Annotated in this window: 14 protein-coding genes; 4 read left to right on the top strand and 10 right to left on the bottom strand. The window is 38.5% G+C overall.

Annotated elements, in window-relative coordinates; genetic code table 11:
- Positions 1 to 15: 15 nt before the first annotated feature.
- Genes B1C82_RS01320 through B1C82_RS01310 form a run of 3 tightly spaced genes read right to left on the bottom strand, consistent with a single transcriptional unit; the run spans position 16 to position 3,937 of the window.
- Entirely contained in the window at positions 16 to 561 is a 546-nt protein-coding gene (locus tag B1C82_RS01320) for a CsgG/HfaB family protein (RefSeq protein ID WP_086445811.1), read from the bottom strand.
- 13 nt (positions 562 to 574) lie between these two features.
- On the bottom strand, positions 575 to 2,716 hold the full coding sequence (locus tag B1C82_RS01315) for a 7TM diverse intracellular signaling domain-containing protein (RefSeq protein ID WP_086445810.1): 2,142 nt from the start codon (positions 2,714 to 2,716) through the stop codon (positions 575 to 577).
- A gap of 24 nt (positions 2,717 to 2,740) precedes the next feature.
- The gene (locus B1C82_RS01310) at positions 2,741 to 3,937 is read right to left on the bottom strand and encodes a TraB/GumN family protein (RefSeq protein WP_086445809.1); all 1,197 of its coding nucleotides are present in this window, start codon (positions 3,935 to 3,937) and stop codon (positions 2,741 to 2,743) included.
- A 211-nt stretch (positions 3,938 to 4,148) separates the two neighbouring features.
- Here B1C82_RS01310 and B1C82_RS01305 point away from each other — a divergent pair, with 211 nt between their 5' ends.
- From B1C82_RS01305 to B1C82_RS01290, 4 genes are all read left to right on the top strand, one after another.
- The gene (locus tag B1C82_RS01305) at positions 4,149 to 4,655 is read left to right on the top strand and encodes a chemotaxis protein CheD (RefSeq protein WP_086445808.1); all 507 of its coding nucleotides are present in this window, start codon (positions 4,149 to 4,151) and stop codon (positions 4,653 to 4,655) included.
- Positions 4,656 to 4,659: 4 nt separating this feature from the next.
- Complete coding sequence (locus B1C82_RS01300) at positions 4,660 to 5,511, top strand: HDOD domain-containing protein (RefSeq protein ID WP_086445807.1); 852 nt, start codon at positions 4,660 to 4,662, stop codon at positions 5,509 to 5,511.
- Positions 5,508 to 6,047: a shikimate kinase gene (locus tag B1C82_RS01295; protein WP_086445806.1), complete on the top strand. Its 540-nt coding sequence runs from the start codon at positions 5,508 to 5,510 to the stop codon at positions 6,045 to 6,047. Before B1C82_RS01300 ends, B1C82_RS01295 begins: the two co-directional genes overlap by 4 nt.
- Positions 6,048 to 6,286: 239 nt before the next feature.
- Complete coding sequence (locus B1C82_RS01290; protein ID WP_086445805.1) at positions 6,287 to 7,180, top strand: tyrosine-type recombinase/integrase; 894 nt, start codon at positions 6,287 to 6,289, stop codon at positions 7,178 to 7,180.
- A gap of 3 nt (positions 7,181 to 7,183) precedes the next feature.
- On the opposite strand, the gene B1C82_RS01285 is transcribed toward B1C82_RS01290, so the two are convergent.
- The 7 genes from B1C82_RS01285 to B1C82_RS01255 all read right to left on the bottom strand — a co-directional run bounded on the left by B1C82_RS01285 (position 7,184) and on the right by B1C82_RS01255 (position 15,290).
- Complete coding sequence (locus tag B1C82_RS01285) at positions 7,184 to 8,596, bottom strand: MFS transporter (RefSeq protein WP_086445804.1); 1,413 nt, start codon at positions 8,594 to 8,596, stop codon at positions 7,184 to 7,186.
- A gap of 45 nt (positions 8,597 to 8,641) precedes the next feature.
- Positions 8,642 to 9,931, bottom strand: a complete 1,290-nt coding sequence (locus B1C82_RS01280) for an alanine racemase (protein ID WP_086445803.1) — start codon at positions 9,929 to 9,931, stop codon at positions 8,642 to 8,644.
- 46 nt (positions 9,932 to 9,977) lie between these two features.
- Entirely contained in the window at positions 9,978 to 10,598 is a 621-nt protein-coding gene (locus B1C82_RS01275) for a trimeric intracellular cation channel family protein (RefSeq protein ID WP_086445802.1), read from the bottom strand.
- Position 10,599: 1 nt separating this feature from the next.
- Positions 10,600 to 11,406, bottom strand: coding sequence for an SDR family oxidoreductase (locus B1C82_RS01270; protein ID WP_086445801.1), 807 nt, complete (start codon positions 11,404 to 11,406; stop codon positions 10,600 to 10,602).
- 9 nt (positions 11,407 to 11,415) lie between these two features.
- Positions 11,416 to 12,522: an MBL fold metallo-hydrolase gene (locus B1C82_RS01265; RefSeq protein WP_086445800.1), complete on the bottom strand. Its 1,107-nt coding sequence runs from the start codon at positions 12,520 to 12,522 to the stop codon at positions 11,416 to 11,418.
- A gap of 82 nt (positions 12,523 to 12,604) precedes the next feature.
- Positions 12,605 to 12,973: a hypothetical protein gene (locus tag B1C82_RS01260; protein WP_086445799.1), complete on the bottom strand. Its 369-nt coding sequence runs from the start codon at positions 12,971 to 12,973 to the stop codon at positions 12,605 to 12,607.
- A 52-nt stretch (positions 12,974 to 13,025) separates the two neighbouring features.
- Complete coding sequence (locus tag B1C82_RS01255; RefSeq protein ID WP_086445798.1) at positions 13,026 to 15,290, bottom strand: adenylate/guanylate cyclase domain-containing protein; 2,265 nt, start codon at positions 15,288 to 15,290, stop codon at positions 13,026 to 13,028.
- Positions 15,291 to 15,401: the final 111 nt, after the last annotated feature.

The following is a 15,401-nucleotide window of genomic DNA, read 5'->3' as shown; positions in this document are numbered from 1 at the left end:
TCTTCAAGTAATTACTTATTTAACGGATTCCTTATATTTGGAGTAGGTCTCGTTGTCCGAATCGAATACTATATCCGCTGTAGCACAAATCACTCCAGCCAAGGAAACGATCCTGATATTTAATAAAAATTCCTGATCTTGAAATATAAGCTGACCCAAAGCCAAATATTCTGCGCCCGAAAGTTTTCCTATAGAAACGATCTGGTCATTTAGCACAAGCCCACTTGCCTGAAAGCCCTGTTCTCCTATGACACGATTCAATCTATCTCTTTCCAAAAGCTGGAAGGTTTTAGGATCAAATAATTCCTTTCCTAACCGATCAGTGACTAACCTGCCTAGCTGAGAATTGGTCCCGTCTTCATTAATCACATTTAAGATGGCAAGTCTTGCAGGAAGTTTCCCTCCTTGCGCCTTGAGAGAAGACAAAAATTGATATCTAAGCTCAGAAGCAATAGTTGCCACTCCCGAATTTGGGTCTTTTGCTTTCTTTTTAACCTCACCAGAAGAGGCACAGGAACCTAATAATATTATAACTGCAAATAGCAAGATTCGGATTTTCATATTCACGCCTATATTAAAAATATTTAACTAATGTAACTTGATTTCCAGTGCTATTAAATTTCACCAAATCGAATGTGGCTAAAGTGAGAGTAAGTCCTCGCCCATGTGTGATTCCTTCTGAATTCAATTTTTCCATACTGCTTTTTTGAAGCCTAGCATGGTTAAAACCTTTTCCTTCGTCCGTTATCCTGATCCCTATCCTATCTCTCGAAAGTGAATATTCTACTTTTACTTTTTTGGATTTATAATAAGGGTCCTTCTGCCTTTCCTGCACGAATCTAAAATAATTTCCTTCTGACATTGCCTTGGTTTTTTCTTCGAAACTAATATTTAAATTCCCATGTTCGATTGCATTGATGATCATTTCTCGGAGGCAATTTCTCATCGCTGTGATTGTAGAAGGATCCACGAATCTATACAAGTTTGCAGTCATCCTTTGGCTAAGAAGTTCCGCATTCTGGAGATAATTATTCGCAGAGTAGACTGTCTTCTCGTCGTCTACATACCTAGACATTAAGTCTTGGTCAGGCTCAAAAGCTCTTCCTAAAATTTCTCTCTGGCCTTCGTATTCCAAGATCTGGAATTGGACTTGCAGCTCTTTCGGTTCTCTTAAGTATTTCTGTAGGAATTCCCCCAGAAACCGGACAGGTTTTCCTTCAGAAGCAAGTTCTTCAAGTTTTTCTAATACGAATAATTTTTTGTAAGCATCTTGCAATTCTCCCGCCTTATAGATCAGCTCCATAAAGTTTTTGCCGATCACTTCCTGGGGTTTGAATCCTATATGCTTGGAGACTGATCTGTTCGCTGCGAGAATATTCCAGTTTTGGTCCAAGGAAAATAGAAAGTCTTCTTCTACTTCGAATAAACTTCTATATTTTGCTTCTGATTCTTCTGCGTAATTTCGAATATTTCCAAGTTCTTCCACTCTTTGTTTCAATTGATCGGATAATCTTTTAATCCTATCAGCTAACCCCAAGGATAGAAGGCTCACTTCCATTACGGAACCTACTTGTATTCCCCATAGAGTGAAAAAGTTATTCGGGAGTATCCCGAACGATTTTAAACCGAATAGAAAGCTAAAAAATAAGAAAGAAGACCAAGCAAATAAGAAATATTTCGCCTCCCTTCTTCCCGCGAGTAAACATTGGACTCCGTTAGAGATCAAAAATCCCAGAGTAAAGAACATCAGAACTAGGCTACTCATGATCGCAGTCCTATATTCCCAAATGAATAATGTGGAGATCATTCCTCCGAAACTGAGAACAAAAAGTAGATAATATAACTTGGAGGTTTTAGGAGTATATTCGGAAGCGTTCAAAAATGATCTGCTGAATGCGCCTGCCGCCAGAAGCACAGTAAAGATAGAGAAAGGCAGACTGTAATTCGCCCATAAAACGGAACTTCTCCATAAATATTGAAAAGAAAGGCCGTTCAATGTAAATTGGAAAAGTATATAAGTTAATATATAAACAACGTAATATAGATAACTTTTATCTTTGGTGGAAAACAATAAAAACAAATTATAAACTACCATGATTAACATGGAGCCGTAATACAATCCAAGAGCAAGTTGCTCCGTAAAAGTATGTTCTATAAATTCATTTTTAGAAAATGCAATGAAAGGTAAAAGAATAGAACTGGAACTTGCGATCCTAAAATAAATTTCTCTTTTAGAGCCAGGATCATCCGAAAAAGGATAAGCAAAATTTCTATGTTCAATTGGACGAGTGCCAAATTCTCTCAGATCTCCTGAATGATTGATTGCAGAATCAGAGGTTCTTCCCACATAAAGATCCACAAAATCTAAAAGTGCATAATCTATTTCTAAGATCCAATCTAGGACTTTATTAGTTTGATTTTCCGTGCGAAGACGGACCCAGATCGCAGATTTAGAATATCCTAAACTGTTTTGAAAGATCTTTTCAGATCCACCTTGGTCGAAAATTTTTAAGACTTCTTTAAAGGACTTTTTGCCGCTTGTATCTTGATATACGGAAAGATAAGGAAGAAGAGAAGTTCCATCCATCTTCTCTTCTAAAAAGAAGCGGTCTTTTTTTTCGTAGACCTGACCTTCTCCCCAAATTGGAAAAGAGAAGAAGATCATCAAAAGAAAACTAGAGGAGATTATAGATCGAGTCTTGATTCCCTTTCGCATTCGGCTACAGATCGTACGCAAATTTTAGAAAAAAGCGCCTACAAATTTTAGGATTTTATCAAAAATCTGTTTAGATACGATAAAAGTTCCGATGCTACTTCCAATCTGAGGGAGCATAAAAACTAAGAAGATACGAGTTACTTTGTTCTTCCAGTATCCGCTGAAAGTTTCTGTATCTTCTCCCAATTTTTCAAAATCTTCTACCAATGGTTTTCTAAACCAAGATTCAGAGAGAGCCGCTACCCAACCTGGCTTGATGATTGGATTAAAATTCCCAATCGGAGCTGCTATAAATGCAAGAAGAATGGAAACTGGATGTGCAAGTGCGATGATCGCACCCAATGCGGCAAGTGTTCCTTTAACTAAGATCCATCTAATTAAAAATTCCTGGCCTTCTTCTTTTCCTCCAAACCAATAAAGCGCGGTGAATGCGGAGATTATAATCGCAGGAAATAATAAAGGACGCACTCTATCCCAGAAACCTTTAACAGGTTGGATATCCAAATGATCGATATCTTTATCTTCTATTATATGTTTTACAATACCCTCTAGATGTCCTGCACCAACTACTGCGAAAATTTTCTTACCTACAGCAGCTTGTTGCCTGATTCTTTGCGCTAGATATGCATCTCTTTCATCTATGATCACATTTTTAACAGACTGGTATCTGGAAGGAAGTTGAGAGAATAGATCTTTAAGGACATCGTCCGATTTCATCTCTTCTATTTTCTCAGGAGAGATTTCTTCCTTAACGATGAGTGAACTAACTAAGGTAGAGAATAACATCATCCTACTCCAGAAGCCTACATTCCACCATGCTCTTTTGAGAGTAGTGGAGATCTCGCGGTCGACTGGTACGATCTTAGCGTGGATCTTATTTCCTTCTTCGATCGCTTTTCTCATTTCGTCACCCGGACGAATGTTCCCGTAGCCTAGTTTTTTCTGGAAAGAAGAAAGGATTAGGCTGGAAAGAAGGAGCCACATCTTTCTTTCCTTAAACACTTTGAAAATATCTAATTTTTTCCAATGATCCGGATCCTGAACGGATCTCATTCTGGAAGCACAAAGTTCCACACAGACCGTGTCCGGTTTTTCTTCTTGGATAATTCTGGAAACTTCATCTATACTTTTTTGGCTGATATGAGCCGTTCCCAAAATAGTGATTTGGGAACCGTTTAATTCCAAGGTACGGATCGGTTCGGATGAGGCGATTGTTTGCAAGAGGGTCGATTTCCTTTCTTTACATACAATTTCCTTTAAGCTGGATGATATGAAACTCTATTTTTCCAAAAAGAGTAGGAATTCCCACGGGATTTTTAGAAGGTTAAATCGTCACATAATTCGATTCCGGTCCGGCGAAATTTCCGGGAAAAAAGATTTGAAGGAACTTGGATGATCCTAAAATACTACCCGGTTATTACTGACAGAAAGTATGCTCAATAAAGACGTAAAAATTATAAACGTCGGGATCGCGGATATCCAAGGAGGACAGTCTCCTTCTATGATCCGCACCACATTAGGTTCCTGTATCGGGGTCGTTTTTTATTCTCCCGAGAAGAAGGTAGGAGCCATGGCCCATATCATGCTCGCCAAAGATCCTTCTGGAAAAGATTCCTCCAAAAATCCTCATAAATACGCTGAAACTGCTCTGCCTGAATTGGTAAAAAGGATGACTGAGTTAGGCTGCGGCAAGGGGGAATATTTTGCTCGTCTATTCGGAGGAGCTTCCATGTTCAAGGGAATGAATTCAAGCTTCCTGCAGAACATAGGCGACTTGAATGTAAGTGTCGCAAAAGAATTTTTAGATAAAGAAAAAATAACGTTACTCGTAGAAGATGTCGGAGGCCATGAAGGCAGAACGATTAGTCTCTATTTGGATGATGGCAGGATCCTTTTAAAGAAGGGCGGATTCGAAAAGTACCTTTATAAGGTCAGGTAACGGAATGAAAGAAAAGATAGATCAACTTTTTGAAAACGAAGCCCAGCTTCCTAAAATCTCCTCCGTAGTAAGTAAAGTGATGGAGATGGTAGGCAAACCGGATGTAGTCATCGCAGAGCTGGCTAAGGAAATTTCGAAAGATCCTGGACTTACAGCTGCAGTGATCAAACTTTCTAACTCTGCATATTTCCGTCCTGCTAAGCCTGTAAAAACAGTTCAAGAATCCTTAATGACCCTTGGGATCAAGACTGTACAAGAAATAATTCTTCTAAATGAAACCAAAGGTATTCTTAAAAAAGAACTGAAAGGTTATCAAGTAGATGGAGAATCTAATTGGATCCATTCATTGATCGTAGCGGAACTTGCTAAAAGAATAGCAGTCCAGAAAAAACTGAAATTGGATAAGGATGTAGTATTTACTGCAGGACTTCTCCATAATATAGGAAAAGTAATCCTCGCCGATTTCTTTCCTACAGTTCTCATGCAATTCAGAACCGAATTACAAACCTACCAAGGACCTTATACTGACTTAGAGGCGAAGTTTTTCGGATACACTCACCAGGAAGCAGGAGCAAAACTTTTAGCTAAATGGAATTTCCCTGAGGAATTGATAGAAGTAGCTAGATTTTATACTGAACCTGAAAAGGCCACTCAGTTCCCTGAATTAGTTTCTGTCGTTCATATTGCGAATTGTATCGTGATCCTAGGTGGAATGGGAATTGACATAGGCGGTTTAAAAATTCAACTCTCTACTAAAGCCTTACAGAACGTAGGTGTGACAGAGGGAGATCTGCAAATGTACTACACTCTTTTACCGGAGATGGCAAAACATATCGAAGAGTTGATCTCGGTTTGAAAAACATTGCCCTGATCGGCCCAAGAGGTGTTGGAAAATCTAAAATCTCCCGTAAACTTTCCAAACTCACAGGCAAACCCGTAATCTCAACAGACATGATAGCTGTCTACCTGACAGGTGGAGTGTCCATTCCAGACTTCGTAAAATCACATTCAGGAAATTGGAAACCTTTCCGCGACCTTGAATTCCAAATCCTAAAACAAGTCTCAGCTTCCCAAAATCTGATCTTGGATTGTGGCGGTGGAATATTATTCGACCAGGACGAATCAGGTAAGGAGATTGTAAGTGAAAGAAAGACAAATATACTGAAAGAATCCGCATTTGTGATCTCTCTATCCAGAAAATCTGAATACTTAGTAGAGAAGATCCAGAATGACCCCACTCGTCCTCCTTTAAGTAGCGTTCTTTCTTATAAGACAATTTTAGAATCCAGACTACCTCAATACAGGGCTCATTCGGATATCCAGATTGCCTTAGATGACCGCAATACGGAAGAAGTCTGCGAGGAAATCCTACGCAGATCCGGCTGGGTCTAATACAAATAGGGCGTTCTGCCCTTTCCTTAAACGTCCAAATTTATAAGATATTACAAAAATCATAAATATCTTTACGATATTCTAATGGAATTAGAATCTTCGTTATAACCGGATGAGAAAAATATCATTCTAAAAAGTTCAAACCCGATGTTGGAACTCCAACAAATCGTGACGCGGACTTTTGGAACATCCGGATACACAAAATATAAAAATGATACAGTTAGTACTAGAGGTCCGAGATGATAGATACGGAGGTCCCGAAGAAGAATAAGTCTTCCTTCGAGAAACTAGTAAAGGTAATTCGGCAAAGAAATTATAAAAAGGCGACCGAATACACTTACCTAAGATATAATTTGGACTTTCTTTTATTCGCGGACAAACCCGCGGAAAAAGTAGTTACCAAGGATATCGAAAAGTACATAGAATATTTAAGGAAGAAGAAGGTTTCCTCTTCCACAATCCAGATAAACATCAGTTCTTTAAAAATGTTTTTTGAAGAAGTTCTGGATATGAACGTATTCGAAGACTTCAGAAGACCAGCCAGGGAGTACAAAACCCCGAAGGTCCTGAACCAAAAAGAGATTTCACTTCTTTTGGAGACAGCTTCCGAGTCTCCTAGATCCCATCTTCTCTGCGCGTTAGCCTATTATGCAGGTTTGCGAGTTGGTGAGATCATTCGTTTAAAATGGGGACAATTCGATCTTTCTAAAAAAACGATCAAAGTAGACTCACCTATTCCTACTCAAAACAGAACCGTTTTGATGGATTCAGAATTACAAAAGATTTTGAAGAAGTTTGAAAAGGAAGTTGGAACCGAGAAAAGTTCTTATTTGTTCCCGGGTAAATACCAAGGAACACATTTGACTTCCAGGAACGTGGAACGTTTGGTCGGAGATCTAGCAAAGTATGCAGGGATCAAAGCACAGGTAACCTTGTTCACTCTCAGACATAGTAGAGCCATCCACCAATTGGCAGAAGGCAAAAGTCTGGAAGATATCAGAGAGTTTTTAGGTCATAAAAGTCTTGCGACTACGGAAAGTTATCTTCCCATCCGCAAGAACCTAAGACCTCAGGTCAGACAAAAGCATATCCAAGACGCTTTAAAAGAAATTAAGAAGAAGTACAAGTATTGAGACTTATCCGGCCGTAGTGCCGGAACTTCTTCTTTTTTGAATATTCTGTTTTCTTGATAGAAGTTCCCGTATCTTTGCGTGAACTTCTGAAGTAAGACCCATTCTAGTAAAGATCAAAGAAGCCAGAACGAATAAACTTCCTACTACTGGTCCGAATAAAATTGTCAATCTCCAGCCAAGCTCAGGGTCTTGTGTTTGCGCTCCCGCTTGGTATCCAATCGCTTCTAACAAAAAACCTAAAAAAGCAAACCCAATCGCTCTAATGATCTTGGTTGCCATCTTCCAGAATCCAAAATATGCACCTTCTCTCTTCTCTCCTGTAAGAAGTTCATCATAATCTACTACATCTGCTACCAATGAATCGAAAAGTAAAATGGAGCCTGCGAATATTCCTCCAAAAAATGCTGCTACCAAAGGAGCCTCATAAGAACCTTGGGGCAAGACCGGATATAAGATCATTGTCATAACTCCGAGCAAAAGACTTCCCCAGAATGCAGGGAGTTTTTTGCCGAATCTTTTTGCTAAGTATATCCAAAGCGGAATAGAGATCGTAAGAAAAAATACAAAAGGAAGAAGTATACGGATCACCACTTGAGAATCTTCCAGTAGTAATCTTTCCTTATAATATAAAAGTCCCAGAGAAGAGTTTAAAGTCCTTGCAGCAGTCGCCACAATAAACGCCAAAAGTAAAGGTAGAAAATAACGATTTTTTAATATAAAAACAGCGGATTGAAAGAAGGACAAAATATTCGCACGTACGGAATTCGACTCCGTTTCTAATCTACGATAAGGGAAATCTCTACCTTTGGTAAAAATATAAGAAAAATAAGAAACAAAACACAATAAGATCCATATAACCGCCGAAGAAAAGCTCCTAGAACTAAATCCATCCTTTCCTAAAGAAACCCAAATCGCAGGAAGAAGTAATCCACACAAAAGGCCTAGATTCGCAAAGAATAATCTCCAACCAAAGATTTTATTTCTTTCTCCAGATGTATGACCGATCTCTCCTCCTAAACTGATATGAGGAACCGCTATCATTGTCATAAATGTATTCGTGAAAAAATAAGCGATTACCAAGTATAAAAACTTAGAAGTTTGGGTCTCTAACTCGGGAGGAGAGAAAAGAAAATATGCACCTAGGCCTAGTAAAAATCCTCCGATTAAAATATAAGGTCTTCTTCTTCCATTTGTGAAACTAGTTCGATCCGAGATATATCCCATAATAGGATCACTGATCGCATCCCATAAGATCGCAATCAGCATAGCCAAGCCAAATAGAGAAGGTTTCAATCCTACCGTAGAAACATAAAAATCCAGAAGATAGATCTGGGCCATGGTTTCCACGGCAGTGATTCCCACTTCTGCGGATGCGTAACCTGCCATGGTACGATTCGAAAGAGTTTGTTCTTTCATTGGATGAGGTGTTCTTCCAAGCCTTATATCAGAAATTATTTTATCTTAATTGATAAAAGTTTTCCATATTCCTATCAATTTACCAGAACGAACCAGATGGATTTCTCCCATCTCCGCCATTACCTTCTCACTTTGAGTAGGCCTAAAGAATACTTGATCATCCGGTTCTAAGTTGGTAGCTTTCGATCCGTTCAAAATACTTTGGTTGGTGCTTGACCCGAATAAAGAATTATCTTCGAGCCCTTTAGGAGATTCCTTTTTTGCGGAGAATGCCCCTCCGTAAATGAAGTAAGTTACTTCTTGATTCGGATTCCAAATCGGGAATAGAAAGGATAAAGATTCTAAAAAAGGTATTTTAGTACCTTCTAATTTTTTCAAAACTGGAGTTGCAATAAACGCAGCAGGGCTATGTTCTTCTAAACTTTCCACATCGAAGTCAGTAGGTTTCACTAAAGCAGAACCCAAGGACACATCGTTAACTATTCCTGGATTCTTTTGGTAGAAACTATAAGTTTTACTTCCGCCTCCGTTGAATACCATTTCCTTCTGGAATAAATTCGGGAATTTCTCTCTTCCTAGTTTTATAAAATCCGAATATTTATCTAGGGAGTTTTGGAGAGATTTTTCCATGGCGGAAATCTTATCCCCAAAGATTACAGGTACAGAAGCAACATGAGGTTCGTAACCCATATATCCGGAAAGTTCTATACTTTTAGGATTCGTTTGTAGGAGTTCCAACACTGCCAGCGAATCTTCCGGGTTAGAAAATCCTCCTCTATGTAATCCTATATCGATCTCTAAACTTAATTGTAATTTTAGTTCCTTCTTCTTTGCAAACTCTAGATACTGTGTCGCTCGATTGGAAGTGTCGATCAGCCATTGTACATTTTGAAAATTTTCTTTTTTGGTTTTAGAATATATATTTTCCAAAGCTGCAATTGGCATTGGTTTTCCTAAAAGAATATCAAATTTTTGGAATTCTGGATCATTCAATAACATGATGATATCCCCAGAGTGAAATACCATCAGCCTTTTAGAACCTGTTGCATTTACGATATATTTAAGTAGATCTATAGAAGGAAGAGATTTCACAACCACTCTATAAGACAAAGGAAGTTTGATCTTTTCTTTCAAAAGTTTCAGATTGGAATCCAAACGATCTAAATCAAGAAGCACAATCGGTTTTCCGGGACCGTTTTGTTTCAACTCTGTATTCAGATCTTTAAAATAAGAAGTGTAAGAAACCCCGTTATCTTTGGGTTTTATAAAAACGATCAGTAAAAGTGCGACTGCAAAAATCCAAAGTAATCCGTGATTAGACCCTTTTCTATACATCCTAGATTCTCCTCCGAAAAACCAAATCGGATTTTAGAATGTTAGACTATTCAGGCAAACGGAATTTAGGAAGAGAAAGATTAAATCGGACAGCAATCATTCTAACTATTATAACAAGCAAAGCAGAGACAGCAGTATTTAAACTTCCGTTCACTTCGTATCTATCCAGCACAATGTACAAGATCGCTCCCGCCAAACAGGCAGTTGCATAAATTTCTCTTCGGAAGATCATAGGAACTTCGTTGATCAAAGTATCTCGGATCACTCCCCCGAATACAGCGGACACCATACCTAAGATCGCTGCCGCGAATGGATTTACTCCGCTCAGTAATGAGATCCTAGTTCCGATTACAGTATAGATCCCGATCCCTACCGTATCGAAAAAGAAAATCCCCGTTTTCATTCGGATTAAAAATCTAGGAAATATAAATGTGATCGCGAAGCCTGCAAAAATTGCCCAAAGGACATTCGAATCGGAAACCCAAGAAACCGGATAATTTCCGAGAGTAATATCTCTTAAAGTTCCACCACCGATCGCAGTGATAAATCCAGTGAAGAATACACTGAATGCATCCGCATGATATGTCTTTTTTTCCGCAGCGGCCAAGGCTCCTGATACAGCAAACACTGTGACCCCAGCCAAATTGAAAAAATAAGAAAGGTCCAACTTAAACCTTTTTATAGACTGTTTGTTTTTTCTTACCTTTATTCATAAGAGAAGGACTGAGTAAAGCATTCAAACCAGGTAGAAAACTTCCTACCTTAGCCAAAAATCCTCTGGAACCTGGGATCAAAACTTCCATTGGTTTGTTAGGAATAACCTTATTAAAAATAATATCAGTCACTTCTTCCGTTTTGAGATATCGATTCCCGGAGAATGTCATGGAAGCTTCTTCGTAATCTTTTTGTAGATCAAGCATTGGTGTTTGGATCGCGTCTGGGCAAACTACACTCACAAATACTTTTTTGGGCCTCAATTCTTGGGCGACCGCAAGTGAAAATCCTCTGACTGCAAATTTAGAAGTAGAATAAAGAGAAATTCCAGGAATAGGAGCAACACCTGCCAAAGATGCAATATTTATAATATGCCCTCCACCTTGTGCAATCATTCGGATAGAAGCTTCTCTAGTTCCATACATCAAACCTTTAGCATTGATATCTATATGCTTATCAATATCTTTAGGGCTTACATTTTCAATGTAACCGGGAAGAAGGTATCCTGCCACATTCATTAGAATGTCCAGCTTTCCCCACTTTTTATAAGCCAGATCCATAACCTTCTTCCAATCAGAAGGAGAAGTAACATCTAACTTTGAGATCAATACCCTGTTCTTATCAAACTTTTGTTTAGTAATGTAATCTTTTAGAGCCTTTTCGTTTAGATTTGTGAGAAGTATATTATGACCTAAAGCGTAAGCTTTCTCCGCCAGATTTTTTCCCAAACCGCCGCTTGCACCAGTGATGAGTATATTCATGTATATTTCCTAATGGGTAACTATATTACCGAATTCTAATTGTCCAAATGAGAAGGTTGGGCTTGTACCTGGAAAAAGCCAGAACCCGCTCATTTCAGAAGAAGGCATAACATTAAAGAATTCGGGATTTCGCAAAGAAGGACCAGCAATCTCTTTTTCCAAAACCATAGAGATGTATTGGTCTAGGCCAATCTCCAAAGTATTTCCGTTTAAGATCACTTCCATTCCTGTGTTTTTAGCATATTTGCGCACGCCAGGAATGCGAGACTTGAGTGGATTATAATTATCCGCACTCACTCCATTTTCGCTGGTTACAAAGATCCCTTCCGGAGTATTTGCTACCAAGCTATGATTTCCGTAAGTATGACCAGGAGTTTTGATCAAAGCAACTCCCCCGCCTAGTTCTGTATCAGAATCCAAAAGAACAATTCTGTCCATAGAGATACCACCGGAACCATTCGGGCAATACCAATCTGATTGAGGAGGAAGAAGTCCTTGGATAGAATCCCATTCTTCTTTCATGACCAATAATTTTGCATTTGGAAAATATCCTGGCTGACCATTCGCCCCTAACCATTTGCGCAGATCCTGAGTATGCAAATGATCAAAGGAAATATAATCCACTTTCTCCGGAGGAAGTCCTACTTGTTTCAAACATTCCTCTACAGTGTTCAAAGTAGGAGCCATGATCTTTCTTCCAATATTTTGAAAAGGTCCAAAACTTTGGGAAAGTCTTTTGAAAAAAGGAGTCTCTGCGTTTGCATCCACATCGGATGGAGAGAAAAGTAGAGTTTTAATCCCTTCAGATGTTTTGTATTGGATGATAAACAATCGATTGATTATATGCAAGAATGGTGTTGGAAGACTAAATGCATTCAGTAGGGCATATTTAGTAGGATAAGGCACTCGGACTAAATCAAAGGATTTGTAATATACCACTTGTGGCCCAGATAAAAATTTATCTCTAAATCTTCTCGCTCTTTTACGAACATCTTCCAAACGATCCACAGGAGCAGGAAGACTGCGAGAACCTAAAAAATCTTTGATCGGTTTTAAGCTGTTATCTTTTTTAGAAGACGGTTTTTTGACTGACTTGGAAACATTTACCTTTGCCATAAGTTCATCCCTTCACTTTTTGTTTTTGTTCCCGCTTTCAAAGAATGAAAACGGGATCCTCTGATAAAACTTTAATAAAAACTTAAAACGGTTTATACAATGCCAAATAAGCGGAGAATGTACCAAGCACAGGAAGACCGAACCATAGTATCTTTGCAAACTCAGGCTTTTTATAATACGCAGTCAATAGTCCACCAAAGATCAACCAGACCACAATCTTAGCAATCACCCAACCAGGAAAACTGGTTAGAAGTCCTATCCTTGCTAACATTCCAAAACCGCCCAAAAGTACGAGAGTCATACCTATTCCATGAGCGGAAGCGATTAGTTTTTTAGGAGCGTTCTCTTTTGTGCCTCCTCCTAATACGTGAAGTGCTAGACCACCGTACGCGGAAAATAAGAATAAAATACCAAGGATATGAATGAGTTTGTAAACCGGATAAGAAATCATAGGTGATCATTCTTATGATCCTTTGGTCTTATGGAAAGCGAAAAACAATCTTCTACTTTTCCAAAAGATGTTGTACTCCGACCCAATTTCCAACTGGAGGAGCTTCAATATATTCTTGGCAACGTTTTCGATATAAAATTGCCACTATATCTTCCGGATAAACTTTTAGGGCTTGTTCGAAATTTTGAAGGGCTTCCTTAAAATTTCCTACCTTATACAAAATGATCCCCCTGGAGATCAAAGCCAGGGTAGCATCCTTTAGTTTGCGAATATGAGGATCGTCTGATTCATAAATTTCATATATGATGATTGGCTGACTTTTTCCTTTTACCACTACGGAATCTATTTCTCTGATCGCGAGTTCGTCAGCGATCGTAAGACTAGACAAAGTCTGTTGCGTGATTAATATATCCGCCTTATACAAATTCGTCAGACTTTCCAAACGGGAAGCAACGTTTACTGTATCCCCTATCACAGTTGTATCCAATCTATGAGAAGAGCCTACCGTTCCAAGCATCAGATTTCCGGTATTAATACCTATACCGATTCGAACACCTTTTACGTGTCCATGATTACCCTTAACTTCTTCTTCGAGTTCCCGGACCCTTCTTCTCATATCAATGGCTGCAAGGACTGCCCTGTCTGCGGCAGACTTACCTTCCCAATTATTCTCGGAATGGATCACTCTTTCTGCGGAGAATAATGCAAGGATCGCATCTCCCATAAACTTATCCACGAAACCTTCATACTTTTGAATGAGAGGTTCCATTTTAGCAAGATATCCGTTGATAAATCTGAAATTTTCCTCAGGAGTCATCTTCTCCGAGATTGTAGTAAAAGAACGAATGTCTGTGAACAATACACTCATCTCACGTAATGCAGAATCACCTAAGTTAACATCTACCGCTGAATCTTTACCAAGCACGCTTAAGAATTGCATAGGAACAAATCGGAAGAAAGCGTTCTTCTGCCTTGCCAATTCTAGTTTTTGGTGACTAAGCTCTATGTTCAATTCTTCAGATTGTTTGTATAGATCGATAAACCTGTTTGCAAGTATCGTGGTTAAAGAGATCACGAATAAAAGATAAGCAAACTGAGTGAATCGAATCCCTGATTGAAAGAACATAGAATCCAAAACATCGTAGCCTGAGATGAATACGATGATGAACATACTGATCGCCATGAGAGAAGCGTCTTTTTTGCGCAGATAAACAGCTTTTCCCATGAAGTATAATAGATAAATAAGAGAAGGTAGAATGGAGATCTGCCACGCTCTTAAGCTGATCATTAAGTATTGAAATGGAGCTAAAAAGGAAAAGAAGAAGATCGCAAAACTCCATCCAGCGATGGCAAGTATTGCCTTATTCGGCAAAGTAGATCCGTAAAAGTAATCATGAAGAAATAATAAGAACAAAGGGGCAAGTAAGGATACGGAACCATATTCAATTCTTGTGATCCAAGTACTATCTTGTATAAAATCAAAAATGATTGTAGATCTACTTAAAGAGTAAACCGCCATAGAGATGGAAAAGATCCCAAAGTATAAATTATATTTGTCCGTTCTTCTTTTGGAAAAAATGAGAAGATGATATAATCCGAAAAATATATAGATCGTATTTAAACTTAAATTAATTAAGATCCCGATCTTCTTAGAAAAATCGTATTCAACTCCTAAAGTATAGTCTCCATCCAAATAAAATCCAAGATCCACATTTGTAGGCGTGAATACTGGAGAAAGTGTAGGATATTCTTCTTCAGAAAGATGCAGAGCTGGTGCATCTCCTAACATATGAAATACTAATCTGTTTTCTCCGGCTTGTAAAAGACTAGAGTCAACCTGCACCTCCAGATCTCGGAGAGTCTTTCTGGTCTGCATTTTTCCATTCGAATCTAAATGGATCTCTTTTTGGATAAGATGTCCGTTCAGATAAATCTCCCAGTTCTCTCCTATAAAATTCAAATATAGTCTGATCGGATTTAAGAAAACCTGAGCTTTAGGATCAAAACTTAGATTAAATTTTGTTTGGATGGTGAACTCTTGGATTTTGTCGGATACTGGAGTTTTATAGAGTTGATTTAGAACGATTGGGAATTTTTCTATTTTTAAGTAACCAGGCTCAATGGACTCAAAGCCGGATTTGTATTCTGATTTATATCCTCGTACAGATTCCCATTCTAATCTTTTTAGATCCAAGTCCTTCCAACCTGGGATAGGCTCTTCTTCCTTAGAACCCAGAGAGTAAAAAGAGATTAAGAAAAAAGAAATGAAGATTAGAGATCTGAAAGGTAAAGCCGGAATTTTTTGTTTTTGCACCATGCGTTATTCGACAGCAGTAATTGGATGAGAAAAACTGCGAGATTTCAACTTTTTTAAAGGATTTTTTCCTTTTCCCAAAAATGTTTTCGGTAGAAACTATCCGGAAGGGAA

Source organism: Leptospira venezuelensis, assembly GCF_002150035.1.
Lineage (GTDB): Bacteria > Spirochaetota > Leptospiria > Leptospirales > Leptospiraceae > Leptospira_B > Leptospira_B venezuelensis.
Note: the sequence above shows the minus strand (reverse complement) of the source record. Positions and strands in the feature narration are given on the sequence as shown.

Bases quoted from the DNA above. Each gene is read 5' to 3' on its own strand.
- B1C82_RS01320 (WP_086445811.1), bottom strand. From the start codon at position 561: ATGAAAATCCGAATCTTGCTATTTGCAGTTATAATATTATTAGGTTCC.
- B1C82_RS01285 (WP_086445804.1), bottom strand. From the start codon at position 8,596: ATGAAAGAACAAACTCTTTCGAATCGTACCATGGCAGGTTACGCATCC.
- B1C82_RS01305 (WP_086445808.1), top strand. From the start codon at position 4,149: ATGCTCAATAAAGACGTAAAAATTATAAACGTCGGGATCGCGGATATC.
- B1C82_RS01265 (WP_086445800.1), bottom strand. From the start codon at position 12,522: ATGGCAAAGGTAAATGTTTCCAAGTCAGTCAAAAAACCGTCTTCTAAA.
- B1C82_RS01260 (WP_086445799.1), bottom strand. From the start codon at position 12,973: ATGATTTCTTATCCGGTTTACAAACTCATTCATATCCTTGGTATTTTA.
- B1C82_RS01270 (WP_086445801.1), bottom strand. From the start codon at position 11,406: ATGAATATACTCATCACTGGTGCAAGCGGCGGTTTGGGAAAAAATCTG.
- B1C82_RS01255 (WP_086445798.1), bottom strand. From the start codon at position 15,290: ATGGTGCAAAAACAAAAAATTCCGGCTTTACCTTTCAGATCTCTAATC.
- B1C82_RS01300 (WP_086445807.1), top strand. From the start codon at position 4,660: ATGAAAGAAAAGATAGATCAACTTTTTGAAAACGAAGCCCAGCTTCCT.
- B1C82_RS01280 (WP_086445803.1), bottom strand. From the start codon at position 9,931: ATGTATAGAAAAGGGTCTAATCACGGATTACTTTGGATTTTTGCAGTC.
- B1C82_RS01290 (WP_086445805.1), top strand. From the start codon at position 6,287: ATGATAGATACGGAGGTCCCGAAGAAGAATAAGTCTTCCTTCGAGAAA.
- B1C82_RS01315 (WP_086445810.1), bottom strand. From the start codon at position 2,716: ATGCGAAAGGGAATCAAGACTCGATCTATAATCTCCTCTAGTTTTCTT.